This is a genomic window from Chryseobacterium sp. JJR-5R (assembly GCF_034047335.1).
Lineage (GTDB): Bacteria > Bacteroidota > Bacteroidia > Flavobacteriales > Weeksellaceae > Chryseobacterium.
Genome location: NZ_CP139137.1, coordinates 1,350,454 through 1,363,275 on the forward strand (window position 1 = coordinate 1,350,454; position 12,822 = coordinate 1,363,275).

Here is a 12,822-nt window from a genome sequence, read left to right on the forward strand (position 1 = left end):
CCGTAGCATTGTCTTTTTTTGGTGTCCTTTTTAAAATTCTCAAGCATGTCAAACAGATCTCTCTTCTCTGTACCGTTTTCTTCAGATACAATCTCAAAGTCCGTTATTTTATCATTTTCAAATATTGGTTTTAAAATAACTTTTTGCCGGACGGAATGGTAATCTCCCCTTTTTTTAACAATATCTTTTCCTGAGCGTGAATAGCCGTGATAAAAGCAGAAGAAATAAAGAAACGGTGTTTTTCATGGTTGATCTATTAACTGATATCAGGTCTGTAAACGTAGAAAAAATTGCAGTTCTCTGAAGAAAAATCTAATTTTACACTTTAAAATATTTCACTTGCTGTACGCACAGATTGTTTTGCCGTTGAATTTAAAAGGGTCTTTTACCTATAAAGTCCCGGAAGAGCTGCAGCCCCAGATCCGGACAGGGATGCGGGTACTCGTTCCGTTCGGGGGAAAGAAAATTTACACGGGAATTGTTTTTGAGCTTCACGGCAACCAGCCGGAAAGCTTTATCGCCAAAGAAGTAATCAGTATCCTGGATGACAAACCCATTGTCCCGCAGGAACAGATCAGGTTCTGGAACTGGCTTTCAGATTATTACCTGTGCAGCTTAGGGGAAATTTACCGTTTTGCCTTCCCTTCTTCCCTGAAACTGGAAAGTGAAACCTACCTGAAACTAAAACCCAATGCAGCAGTTGATTTCGAGAACCTGGACGGCAATGAAATATACCTGATCCAGGCTCTGGAAATCAGGCAGCTGATCAACCTGACAGATATTGAGGCATTTATCCCGAAAAAGGATATCATTAAAACCATCAATTCCCTGATTGACCTGCAGTACATTGAAATTGATGAAAAAATTGCTGAAAAGTACAAAGCCAAAGAAATTGCTTACGTTAAAGTAAATCGTGAGGCCGTAAACAATCACAACCTTACGGACATTCTTCTGGGCCTGAAAAGGGCACAGAAACAGAAAGAGCTCCTGCTTCATATCCTGGAAAAACAGGCGGAACACCCTGAAGGGCATATAAGAAAATCGGAATTGTTTGAAGACGGATATTTTGCGAGCTCGCATTTTAGATCATTGGCCGATAAAAACCTGGTTGAAGAATATTCCATGCAAAAAGACCGGATTGAAAGCTATGAAGGGGAAATTGAAGCCCTGGAAGCACTTTCCGAAGCCCAGAAAGAAGCCAAGGCTGAGGTTGATGAAGCTTTCGAGGAAGGGAAAAATGTGCTGCTTCATGGCGTGACTTCATCCGGAAAAACCCATATTTATCTTGAAAAAATAGAAGAATGCATCAGCGAAGGGAAAAACGTCCTGTTCCTGCTTCCTGAAATTTCCTTAACCAAGCAGATTACCCGGAGGCTGGAAAAAAAATACGGGCGGCAGCTCGGGTTCTATCACCAGAAGCTTACCGATTTTGAACGGGTGGAAGTGTGGCGGAGGATCAGGCACAATGACATTAAAATCCTGATCGGGACACGGAATGCCCTTTTTCTGCCATTTGAAAACCTGGGACTGGTAGTAGTGGATGAGGAACATGATTCCGCCTACCGGCCAAGAGAGGTTTCCCCCTATTTCAATGCAAAGGATGCGGCGCTGGTACTGGGAAATTTTTATGGGGCAAAAGTGATTTTAGGTTCTGCGACCCCTTCCGTGGAAAGCTATTACAACGCCCGGAAAGATAAAATGAAATATGTTTTCCTGGATGAACGTTTCGGAAATGTCAGCCTGCCTGAATATGAGCTGGTTAATTTTAAGGAAGCTCAGGATTCCAAAAAAGTCTCCGGTAACTTTTCGCTGCAGCTGATTGATGAGCTCAAAAAAACCATCGAAGAAAAAAATCAGGCTATTGTCCTCCACAACCGCCGCGGCTATGCCAATGTAGTGGAATGTGAGACCTGCGGCTACGTAAACTACTGTTCCAACTGCGATGTGGTGATGACCTATCATAAAGCGGCCAATGAAATGAAATGCCATTACTGCGGCCAGCGGGCTTCCAAACCGAAGACCTGCCCGAAATGCCACTCCGAAAACCTCAATGAAAGGGGCGTGGGGGTAGAGCAGATCCACGAAGAAGTATCCAAATTATTCCCCGACCATGAAGTGGACCGCATGGACGTGGATTCCATGCGGAAAAAATTTGCCTATGAAAAGTTGTATGAAAAAATTGAAGAGGGCGAAACGGATATCGTAGTGGGAACCCAGATGATTTCCAAAGGCCTGGATTTTGACCATATTGAACTGGTTGCCATTCCCAAGGCAGATTCCATGCTGTACGTACAGGATTTCAGGGCAGAGGAAAGGGCATACCAGCTGATTACGCAGGTTTCCGGGAGAGCGGGAAGGGTTTCCGGGAAAGGGAAGATCATGATTCAGACCTTTAATCCGGAGCATTCTGTTTTCCAGCTGATTAAAATGAATAATCCGGCCAAGGTGTATAAATATATCTTAACGGAACGGAAAAAATTCCATTATCCGCCGTTTACGAAACTGATTATGATCGAGCTGAAGCACCGTAAGGAAGATAAGGTCAACCGGGCGTCCCAGTTTCTGGGGTCGGTGCTCAGGAAATACCTTCCCGAAGACTGTGTTTTGGGTCCCGAAAAAGCACAGATTGCAAAACTCAACAATCTTTATCAGTTCCAGATCATGCTGAAGCTCCCGCGGGGGAAAAAGTATGAAGAATATAAAAAGCTGGTCCTGTTAAGCCTGAATGAATTTTCAGAAATTACAGCTTACCAGAGTATCAAAAAAGATATATTTGTAGACTTTTAACATTTTTTAACAAACTTTATAAAGTTTTTATAAGGCCCCCGGGAACCTAAGTACAGCAATATTTTCTACATTTGGCCGTTGATTATATGTTTGGGCTCTTATTGTCAATTTAACCAATTGATTTTTAACCGATCCAAACTATAAGAAAATGAAAAATAGATGGTAAATTTCAGAAAGTATATTTCAGGTGTTGCGGTGCTGGCTTCAGGCTTTTTCCTTGCACAGTCTACCGTTTCCGCAGTTCTTTATTCTCAGGCTTATGACAATCAGAAAAGTAATCTAAACTTACCTTCTCCCATCACCGCGATGGCGGAGAAAGCTATTTTGTCGCCTAAGGAAATTGTTGATATTAATGTAAACACGATGATGGCCGACCCGGTGCTGAAAAATGCAACCTGGGGATTCGTAGTGTATGACCCGAAAACGAAGAAAGTAATCTCTTCATATAACGAAAATACGCCTTTGGTTCCGGCTTCCACCACCAAATTATTAACCACGGAGACGGCGATGAGCATGCTCGGTGAGAATTACCGATGGAATACCCAGCTGGAATATTCGGGAAGTATTGATGAAAACGGAGTATTGAACGGAAACCTTTATATTGTAGGAAGCGGTGACCCTTCCCTGGGAACCAACAAGGCGGGCGCCTGGTCTTACAGCAATATTGTTTCAGACTTCAGAGACGGGCTTTTACGTGAGGGAATCAAAAAGGTAAACGGTGATATTATCATTCAGACAGCGCTTTTCAAAGGCAATATTTCTAAGCTTCCGGAAAATGTTGTCTGGCTGGAAAATAATAATTACTATCTGCCTGCAGGAACTACCCGCGAAATCAACCCGGCCAATGAAAAACTGATCGTAAAAAAAACCGGTAACTTATCTGTAGAAAAGAAGTTTTTCTATGTTTCTCCGTACAACAGTCAGATGGTATATGCCGATATTTATGAAGGGAACGGTATCTTAACCACAAAACTGCCGGACGCTCCGGCTTATCTGGCCAATTCTTTCAGGACAAATCTGGTAAAAAGCGGAATTGCCGTAACGGGAAAAGTAACCCCGAAGATGACGGATGCTAATCCTGAAAACAGGAAACTTCTTTCAGTATACAAATCTCCGACTTTGAGTGATATTATTTATTATACCAACCAGCACAGCGATAACGGCCTTGCAGAGGCTTTGTTAAAAACGGTAGGATTCCAGAGCTTGGGAGACCAGACTACTGAATCCGGCAGGAAAGTGGTAACCCAGCATCTGAAAAACGAAGGTTTTGATATGATCGGCCTGAATTATATCGACGGGAGCGGATTGTCTAGAAGCAATAATGTAACCCCGATTGCGCAGGCTAAGTTCTTAACTTCTTTAATGGATGAAAAATATTATAAGACCTATTTCAGTTCATTACCGGTTGGAGGACAGTCGGGAACCTTAAAGAGAATGTTCATCGGTACCGGGAACGGACAGGTTTTTGCAAAAACCGGAACATTGAATAAAGTGAAGACCCTGGCGGGATATATGAAAACAAACTCAGGAAAGACACTTGTTTTTTCCCTGATGGTAAACAATTATGCAGGTTCGGTAGATATGGTGAAGAAAAGAATGGAAAAGATTCTGGAACCGGCTTTGGATTTGTAGAATGTTTTATACAGATATTGCAAAAACCTTTTAATCCATGATTAGAAGGTTTTTTTTATCTTTGACTTAATTTAATGGAATATGAAAAAAATATATCTTTTTGTTTTGAGTGTTGCTGTTTTTCAGCAGCTGTATTCTCAAAATGACAATCTTGAAAAAAAAGGACTGATTGCAAAGGAAATGAAATCTTTTGCCCATAAAATGGCTGCAGGAAATACCAATCCCAATACACTGAATTATGATCTTCAGTACCAGCGGATGGATGTTACCATTAATCCTTCTGTGTATAACATTTCAGGCTCAGTGACCTCGCATTTCAAGCCGAACCAGGCTATTAACAGCATTTATTTTGACCTCAACAACCAGATGCCGGTTTCACAGGTGACGTACCATGGCCAGAATCTCAGCTTTCAACAGCTTTCCACCAAAGAGCTGAAAGTTAATTTTACGGCTTCGCTGGCTGCCAATGTGCTGGATTCGCTTACCGTTTATTATTCCGGAGCCCCTTCCAACGCTAACAATGCTTTCTTCAACGGCACTCAGGGCGGAACAGCAGTCCTGTCAACATTAAATGAGCCGTACGGTGCACAGGACTGGTTCCCGACCAAACAGAGCCTGAACGATAAGATTGAAAAGTTCGATATTAAAGTCACCACGCCTTCCCAGTACAACGTAGCTTCTAACGGAAAACTGATGTCTGAGACTGCTGTGGGCAACGGACAGAAACGTACCTTCTGGAGAACGCAGTACCCAACGGCGGCCTATCTCGTTGCGCTTTCGATTACCAATTTTGTGAAGCTTAACGATACCATGGGAAATCCTCCCTTTCCGTTTGTAAATTATGTATTCCCTTCAACAGCTTCCAATACGTCCAGCATGAGCAATATTGAATGGACCAAAACCGTAATGAATACTTTTGAAACCTATTTCGGGCCTTATCCTTTCAGGAATGAAAAATACGGGCACATGGAATTCCAGGCCGGAGGCGGAATGGAACACCAGACCATGTCTTCAATGGGTTCGTGGGGCAGAGGGCTGATTGCCCATGAGCTTGCCCACCAGTGGTTCGGCGACAAAGTAACTTGCGGGGCATGGAATGATATCTGGCTGAATGAAGGCTTTGCAACCTTCGGGGAACACCTTGCCAATGAAAAACTGCTGATGTCCAATACGGAATTTTTAAACTACCTTCTAACCCAAAAAAATTATGTCACCGGCGCCCCTGGAGGAAGCGTATATGTAGCAGATTCAGATCTGGGAAATACCGGCGCTATTTTCAGCGGAAGGCTTTCCTATTCAAAAGGAGGCTATGTGCTGAGGATGCTGAAATGGATTTTAGGGGACACCGCTTTCTATCAGGCGCTTCAGCAATACCACTCAAGGCCGGCCCTTGCCTATAATTATGTAAAGACCCAGGACTTCAATGCTTCTTTATTACAGTCTACAGGACAGGATTTTACGGGGTTTTTCAATGACTGGATCTACGGGGAAGGCTATCCTATATATGACATCCGCTGGAAACAGACGGGAAATACACTGACATTCAGGGCATCCCAGACCCAAAGCAGTCCTGCGGTAAGCTTTTTTGAAATGTCGCTGCCGGTAAAAGTCAATGGAACAGGCGGTCAGGTAGCTTATTTTTCGCTCAACAATACAGTTAACAACCAGTATTTCGTACAGTCGGTAACCTTTCCGGTAGCCAGTGTGGAGTTTAATTATGACTATCAGATCCTGGAAAGGAATTCTACGGTAAGCATGGATGCCAATTTAGGAACTTCTGAATTGATAAAGGAAGCATTTGCTTTATACCCGAACCCTGCGAAAAACGAACTATATATCAAAGGAATTGATAAGCCTGCAGACTTTATTATTTATTCTGCAGACGGTAAATTGGTGAGAAGCGGAAAATGCGAGCCTGAAAAAGCGGTTGATATTTCAGCGCTTGTTCCCGGAATGTATGTTTTTAAAATAAAAGACAAGCCGGTTAAATTCATCAAAAAATAGCGGAGCTTGCTGTCAGCAAATAACACAGCCGTTTCATCATCGTGAAACGGCTTTTTTTTATTAAATTAGCACATCAAAAATTTATCAGAAAATGATCTCTAAAAAGTATCTTGAAAACCTACAGAACGAACTGCAGAATATTGAAAATGACGGTCTTTACAAAAAAGAAAGGATTATTACTTCTCAGCAGAGTGCGGAAATAGAAGCCAACGGGAAAAAGCTTCTGAACTTCTGTGCCAACAATTATCTGGGATTATCCAACCATCCGGAAGTGATGAAGGCTTCCCAGGATATGATTGGATCCCACGGGTATGGAATGTCGTCTGTTCGTTTTATCTGCGGGACTCAGGATATCCATAAGCAGCTGGAGCAGAAAATTGCTGAATTTTTAGGACTTGAAGATACCATTTTATATGCTGCCTGCTTCGATGCCAACGGCGGGGTGTTCGAACCTTTATTTACAGAAGAAGATGCGATCATTTCAGATGAACTGAACCACGCTTCGATCATTGACGGAGTCCGTCTCTGTAAAGCCGCAAGATACCGCTATAAAAACAACAACATGGAAGATCTGGAGGCGCAGCTGATTGCCGCTTCCGAAAAAAACCACCGTTTTAAAATTATCGTAACGGACGGCGTATTCTCTATGGACGGAATTGTTGCAGACCTGAAAGGCGTTTGTGACCTGGCAGATAAATACGATGCCTTGGTTATGGTAGATGACTCCCATGCAACGGGTTTCATAGGGAAAACAGGCCGCGGGACGCATGAAGCCAACGAAGTGATGGGCCGGGTAGATATCATTACCTCTACATTAGGGAAAGCTTTAGGCGGTGCCCTGGGCGGATTTACCTCCGGTAAAAAAGAAATTATTGATATGCTGAGACAGCGTTCAAGGCCTTATTTATTCTCCAATTCACTCGCGCCCGGAATTGTCGGGGCAGCGCTGAAAGTTTTGGATATGATCTCTGACGATACTTCTCTCCGTGACCGGGTGATGGAAAATGCAGAATATTTCAGAAAGGAAATGAAGGCAAAAGGCTTCGATATCCCGGATGGTGATGCCGCAATTGTTCCCGTAATGCTTTATGATGCGCCTCTGGCCCAGAAAATGGCTGAAAAATTGATGGATGAAGGAATTTATGTAATCGGATTCTTCTATCCTGTAGTCCCGAAAGGAAAGGCAAGGATCAGGGTTCAGCTTTCTGCAGCACATACCCGGGAACATCTTGATAAAGCCATTGCTGCATTCGAGAAAGTAGGGAAAGAGCTGGATGTGATTTCTTAAAAGGCAGGCGTATGAAAAAAATATTGCTGATCATCGGTTTTGTCTGTCTTCAGAGCCTCTCTGCACAAAACATTATGGATTTTGATCTTAAAAATGTTGAGCTGCAGGGCATGCAGCCTGTAAAAATAAACCGGGAAATGAAATCTGCCGGTATTACCGGGATGCCTTTTGTAACGGACAGTCCGGATGTAATTTCTAAAATTGCAGATGCTGGCATTGCCTCTAAAATTGCCAAAGTCTACGGGTTCATTTATAATAATCCCAAAGATGACCTGCATGACAGAGGGGTATATATTTATCAGTTCAAGACAAAAAAAGACCTTAATAATTATCTTGCCAAAAATTTTGAACAGCCCAACTACCGTGTTTTAGTGAAAGACCTTTTTTATATCCGCATCTGGAGCGATTACAGCTACCAGATAAAAGGCAGGGAAACAAGTGATGACCACTTAAATAAACTGGAAAAATATTATACCGGTTTAGGAGCGGAAAAAATCCTGTTAAAACCGGACAAATCCATTATTACCGTTGTGCAGTAAATCGTGAAAATGAATTACTGTGCAATGGGAATAAAACCGACCGTATTTCTTTCAAAAAATAAATAAAAATGCTTTATACAATAATAAAAGCGCTTCACATTATTTTTATGGTCAGCTATTTTGCGGGAATTTTTTACCTCGTTAGAATTTTTGTGTACTATAAAGATACCGACGGATTTCCGGAGGAAAAGAAAAAGATTTTAAGGGAGCAGTATATTTTTATGGCAGGAAGGCTGTGGAACATCATCACCGTTCCGGCCGGAATAATCATGGCGGTCTGCGGTCTGGTCATGATTTTCTTAAATACCGGATTAATGAAGACGCCCTGGTTTCATCTGAAACTGACCTTCCTTGTCGGACTGGCATTTTATCACTACTGGTGCTGGAAAAAAGTGCTGGAGCTAAAGAAACTTAACGGAGCTGAACTCGATACGGCAAATATCAAACTGAGGCAGGCCAACGAGATCGCCACCTTTATCCTGTTCCTTGTGGTATTTACAGTAATCCTGAAAAATGGAGTTATTGAATACTGGTGGCAATTAATCACCGGATTTTTCGTTCTGGTATTTCTGATTATGATGACCGTAAAACTGGTTAATAAAAGTAAAAAAAGTAATACATAAAATCAAGTTAAGAATGATGAAATATAAATTCCTTCGCCATTCATAACTTATGATTTACAACTCATAACTATAAAACATGTTTGCAATTTTAAAAAAAGAACTTTGGAGTTATTTCGGGAACTGGAGCGCATGGCTGATCATTGCGGCTTTCAGCCTGATTGCGACGCTGTTTCTGTTTTTTTTCGATAATGATTCCAATATTTTTGAAATCGGGACCGCTTCGCTCCAGAGCTACTTTGTACTGGTGCCGTGGTTCCTGATGTTCATTATCCCCGCGCTTTCCATGAAAACTTTTGCTGAAGAACAGCAGACCGGAACCTTAAACTGGCTGTTTTCCCAGCCGCTGAAAGTTTCAGACCTGGTATTCGGAAAATTTCTTTCTGTCTGGATCGTCGGGATTCTATGCCTGATCCCGTCATTGATTTACCTGTATACGATATATGTCTTAGGCGTTCCTGCGGGAAATATTGACCTGGGAATGACCTTCGGGAGCTATATCGGGCTGATTATTCTGATTGCCGCATTTTCAGGTGTAGGCATTCTTGCATCTTCTTTTTCCCAGAACCAGATCATGGCGTATCTGCTGGGTGTTTTCATGTGCTTCATCATGTATTTCGGGATTGAACAGCTGGCCAGTTATAAACTGCTGGGCGGTGCAGATTTTATTTTGCAGAACATCGGTTTTTACCAGCATTTCTTAGGGTTTACCAGAGGGCTTATCGATTTTAAGGATGTCGCTTATTTTGTGTTGGTCATTGGGGTCACTTTGGTATTGTCCAATCATTTTATCAATAAAAAGAAGTAAAATTATGAAGAAGATACAGTTCAGGTCCCCGGCAGGAATTTTGCTCTTTTTGGTGTTGCCGCTTGCGGTAATCCTGGCCGTTTCAGGAATCAGGTTGGATTTAACCAAAGAAAAAAGGTATACCCTTTCAGATAATACCATCAAGGTTTTGGAATCCGTGAAAAAGCCGGTTATGGTTGAAGTTTACCTCGAAGGTGATTTCCCTGCGGATTTCAAACAGCTTCAGAGCGAGACGAAATTCATGCTTGAAAATTTCAGGAAAGTGAATTCTAAGGTGGATTTCAAATTTATCGACCCGATTGAAACAAAGATCCCGAAAGACAGCTTATTATCTCACGGAATATACCCGTCTGTCCTGGATGACCGGAAAAGCGGGAAAACTTCACAGATCGAAATTTATCCGTATGCGCTGATTAAGAACGGGAAAGTAAAAGTAACCGTACCGTTGGTGGTGGAGCAGAATTATACGGATAACGCCGAACTGCTTAATAAATCCATTGAAAACCTGGAGTATAATTTTATTTCCAGATTAAAAATAGCCACCAATGAAAGCTTTAAGAAAGTAGGCGTTCTGGTGAACCAGGATGAGCTGAGCCCGGGAGAATTCCAGGGATTTATGAATCTTGCACTTGAAAATTATGATGCCGGACCGATTATTCCTAAAAACCGGACTGAACTTTCATTAGCCGATGTCCCGTTGCTGAAACAGATGAGCGCCCTGGTGATTGCAAAGCCCAGGAAAGCGTTTACGGATGGCGAGAAAGTAATTCTTGACCAGTACATCATGAACGGCGGAAAAACCCTCTGGATGATCGATGCCGTGAATGCGGAAATGGATACCCTGATGCGTTCTGAAAAGCTGATGCCCTATCCGGTTGACCTTAACCTGACGGATTTCTTTTTCAATTACGGGATCAGGATCAATCCGGCTCTGGTAAAAGATGTGAAGAAGTTTGCCAAGCTGAAGTTCGTTGCCGGAGAAGTGGCCGGAAACGCACAGTATTCTACCCAGCCATGGCCTTATTTTCCGTTGGGCATTGCCGAAAATGAGAATCCGATTACTAAAAACATCAACCCCGTAAAATTCGAGTTCCCGACCTCGATTGATACATTGGGCGGAAGAAAAAATATCAGGACAGACGTCCTTTTTGAATCCAGTGAAAGGACATCCCTGAAGCAGGTCCCGAACTACGTAAGCTTAGAGGAAATCAACAGTGTGGACAGCTTAGGGCAATTGGAAAAACCGAGCACGCCTAAAATCTTTGCCGTGGCACTGCAGGGTAAATTTACTTCTGCGTATGCTTCAAGGATCGAAAGGAAATCCTATCCCGGTTTTAAAGCGTCAAGCCCTGAAAATAAAATGATCGTTATTGCAGATGGGGACATCGCCAGAAATAAAGTAGTGAACGGAAAACCAATGCCTTTGGGAATGGATGTCCTGACACAGGAGCGTTTCGGAAATGAGCAGTTCCTGAAAAATGCACTGGATTACCTTTTGGATGACAGCAACCTGATGGAATTAAGAAACCGCAATATCGAAGAAAGGCTTCTGGACCGTTACCTGATCAATGAAGAAAGGAATTACTGGCAGTGGTTCAACCTGCTGCTTCCTTTAGCGATTATTGCCGTTCTGGGAGGGTTGTTCTTCTGGCTGAGGAAGAGGAAGTTCGGATAATGATAACAATAACAGTAAATAGAAAAAGAGAAGTGCAAGCTTCTCTTTTTTATTTTGAATATGATGAATGGGTTATTTATTTCTTATCCCGACTCTCATCTGTCATTTTAATTGGATTCTGTCTTACATCGAACACATCATTAATCACAATATTTTTATTTTCTACTCTGTAAATGATTTTATAATTACTGCTTACAACGTACCTGTGCTGTTTATTCAGGCTTTCGAGATACAATTCAAGTTGACCGGATTCCGGATTTTGAGTCAGCTGTTTTGTTGATGCGAGGATTTGTTTCCGGATTTTATGGGCCACTTTTCGGTTGGCATTAATTGCGTAATAATCAAAATACTTTTTAAATTTTCAATGGCAAAATCAGTCCAGATAATTTTCATCACTTACCAATTTGTAGACTGGTTTTCTAAATCTTCCTGGGTTTTAAAGTTGCCTTTTTTTAAATCTTCTTCAGATTTTTCAATACGGCTGACTAATGCCTCAACACTAAAAGGAACAAATTCAGAGTGATCTTCCTTTTCCAATTTTGATAAAATATATTCCTCAATTTTCTCAAAGAAACTCTCATCCTGAAGCTGAGCAAGATAAGTGATCAGATTTAATTTTCTCGTTTGAATATCCACGACTGATGTGTTTAAATCAAAATTACAAATTAATTTTATATTGTGTTCATATATTACCAGTTCATAAATTCCCTGAATTTTGGATACGTCAGGAGTTTATAGATAAAAATAAGCATTCCCAAAGATTCAAGGATTGAAGCGATTACGAAAAATAGATTAGCATTTGGATAATGGGTGATTTTTAAAAAGGCACCGATCAGGTTTGATAAAAATCCGGTCAGGAAAATAATAACAGCATATTTGGTTTTCATGAAATAAGTTTTAATTCCAAATATACCATAATTTCAAATGAATTCTAAATATATAAAATTCAGCATAAGATACAGCAGGGGTCAAATGTTTGAATATTTAAACGGAAGATTAACGATATCAATTACTTTTTCACATTTGTTGTTTTTTCCGGCATCCCATTTAATGTTATAAGTCGCTTTTTCAGCAGCTTTTTTCACTTCACTGTTAAAAATTTCATCATTTCCGTATGTAGAGATGTTCATAACACTGCCGTCAGTACCGATTTTAAGGATGATTTTGGTTTTTAAATCTTTATTTAAAGGTTTTAGTGCAGCTTTGTTCAGGTTTTTACCGACATTATTGATGAAAGCTTTATTTCCGTCAGGGTATTGGGCAGGGAAAGCAACCATAGGCGGAGGCGGAGCCGACATGTCCTGAGGCTGCCGTGATTCAAATTTATCCTTTGCTTTTTCTTCTTTTTTAGTTTTTTGGGCAAATCCGGACCCGAAGATCATGATCAGAAGGAGTAAGCATATTTTTTTCATGGTGATATTTAATATTAAAGGGAAATTATTTAAAGAATGAATAGTTTACCTTAAGTT

12 protein-coding genes are annotated in these 12,822 nt (G+C 41.4%); 8 read left to right on the top strand and 4 right to left on the bottom strand.

Annotated features, from left to right (window positions below; genetic code table 11):
• The first annotated feature begins 339 nt into the window (after positions 1-339).
• The 8 genes from priA (at position 340) to gldG (ending at position 11,353) form a co-directional block, all read left to right on the top strand.
• On the top strand, positions 340-2,787 hold the full coding sequence (gene priA, locus SD427_RS06210; protein WP_320560410.1) for a primosomal protein N': 2,448 nt from the start codon (positions 340-342) through the stop codon (positions 2,785-2,787).
• A gap of 159 nt (positions 2,788-2,946) precedes the next feature.
• Complete coding sequence (gene dacB / locus SD427_RS06215) at positions 2,947-4,419, top strand: D-alanyl-D-alanine carboxypeptidase/D-alanyl-D-alanine-endopeptidase (protein ID WP_320560411.1); 1,473 nt, start codon at positions 2,947-2,949, stop codon at positions 4,417-4,419.
• An 81-nt stretch (positions 4,420-4,500) separates the two neighbouring features.
• On the top strand, positions 4,501-6,423 hold the full coding sequence (locus SD427_RS06220) for a M1 family metallopeptidase (protein WP_320560412.1): 1,923 nt from the start codon (positions 4,501-4,503) through the stop codon (positions 6,421-6,423).
• A 91-nt stretch (positions 6,424-6,514) separates the two neighbouring features.
• Entirely contained in the window at positions 6,515-7,711 is a 1,197-nt protein-coding gene (kbl, locus tag SD427_RS06225) for a glycine C-acetyltransferase (RefSeq protein WP_320560413.1), read from the top strand.
• 11 nt (positions 7,712-7,722) lie between these two features.
• Positions 7,723-8,250, top strand: coding sequence for a hypothetical protein (locus SD427_RS06230; protein WP_320560414.1), 528 nt, complete (start codon positions 7,723-7,725; stop codon positions 8,248-8,250).
• Positions 8,251-8,318: 68 nt separating this feature from the next.
• Positions 8,319-8,873 (top strand): CopD family protein, encoded by a 555-nt coding sequence (locus SD427_RS06235; RefSeq protein ID WP_320560415.1) that lies wholly within the window; start codon positions 8,319-8,321, stop codon positions 8,871-8,873.
• A 76-nt stretch (positions 8,874-8,949) separates the two neighbouring features.
• On the top strand, positions 8,950-9,678 hold the full coding sequence (locus SD427_RS06240) for an ABC transporter permease subunit (RefSeq protein WP_320560416.1): 729 nt from the start codon (positions 8,950-8,952) through the stop codon (positions 9,676-9,678).
• 4 nt (positions 9,679-9,682) lie between these two features.
• Positions 9,683-11,353 carry a gliding motility-associated ABC transporter substrate-binding protein GldG gene (gldG, locus tag SD427_RS06245; protein WP_320560417.1) on the top strand — a complete coding sequence of 557 codons (1,671 nt, stop codon included), beginning with the start codon at positions 9,683-9,685 and terminating at the stop codon, positions 11,351-11,353.
• A 76-nt stretch (positions 11,354-11,429) separates the two neighbouring features.
• Here the strand turns inward: gldG and SD427_RS19055 are convergent, their stop codons facing one another.
• From SD427_RS19055 to SD427_RS06260, 4 genes are all read right to left on the bottom strand, one after another.
• Positions 11,430-11,666, bottom strand: a complete 237-nt coding sequence (locus tag SD427_RS19055) for a type II toxin-antitoxin system RelE/ParE family toxin (protein WP_414017710.1) — start codon at positions 11,664-11,666, stop codon at positions 11,430-11,432.
• 83 nt (positions 11,667-11,749) lie between these two features.
• Positions 11,750-11,989, bottom strand: a complete 240-nt coding sequence (locus SD427_RS06250; RefSeq protein WP_320560418.1) for a hypothetical protein — start codon at positions 11,987-11,989, stop codon at positions 11,750-11,752.
• Between the two features lie 53 nt (positions 11,990-12,042).
• Positions 12,043-12,240 (bottom strand): hypothetical protein, encoded by a 198-nt coding sequence (locus tag SD427_RS06255; RefSeq protein WP_320560419.1) that lies wholly within the window; start codon positions 12,238-12,240, stop codon positions 12,043-12,045.
• 81 nt (positions 12,241-12,321) lie between these two features.
• The gene (locus tag SD427_RS06260; protein WP_320560420.1) at positions 12,322-12,765 is read right to left on the bottom strand and encodes a hypothetical protein; all 444 of its coding nucleotides are present in this window, start codon (positions 12,763-12,765) and stop codon (positions 12,322-12,324) included.
• Between the last annotated feature and the right edge of the window lie 57 nt (positions 12,766-12,822).

Coding starts and splice junctions, on each gene's coding strand:
- dacB (WP_320560411.1), top strand. CDS start 2,947: ATGGTAAATTTCAGAAAGTATATTTCAGGTGTTGCGGTGCTGGCTTCA.
- SD427_RS06220 (WP_320560412.1), top strand. CDS start 4,501: ATGAAAAAAATATATCTTTTTGTTTTGAGTGTTGCTGTTTTTCAGCAG.
- kbl (WP_320560413.1), top strand. CDS start 6,515: ATGATCTCTAAAAAGTATCTTGAAAACCTACAGAACGAACTGCAGAAT.
- SD427_RS06230 (WP_320560414.1), top strand. CDS start 7,723: ATGAAAAAAATATTGCTGATCATCGGTTTTGTCTGTCTTCAGAGCCTC.
- SD427_RS06235 (WP_320560415.1), top strand. CDS start 8,319: ATGCTTTATACAATAATAAAAGCGCTTCACATTATTTTTATGGTCAGC.
- SD427_RS06240 (WP_320560416.1), top strand. CDS start 8,950: ATGTTTGCAATTTTAAAAAAAGAACTTTGGAGTTATTTCGGGAACTGG.
- gldG (WP_320560417.1), top strand. CDS start 9,683: ATGAAGAAGATACAGTTCAGGTCCCCGGCAGGAATTTTGCTCTTTTTG.
- SD427_RS06255 (WP_320560419.1), bottom strand. CDS start 12,240: ATGAAAACCAAATATGCTGTTATTATTTTCCTGACCGGATTTTTATCA.
- SD427_RS06260 (WP_320560420.1), bottom strand. CDS start 12,765: ATGAAAAAAATATGCTTACTCCTTCTGATCATGATCTTCGGGTCCGGA.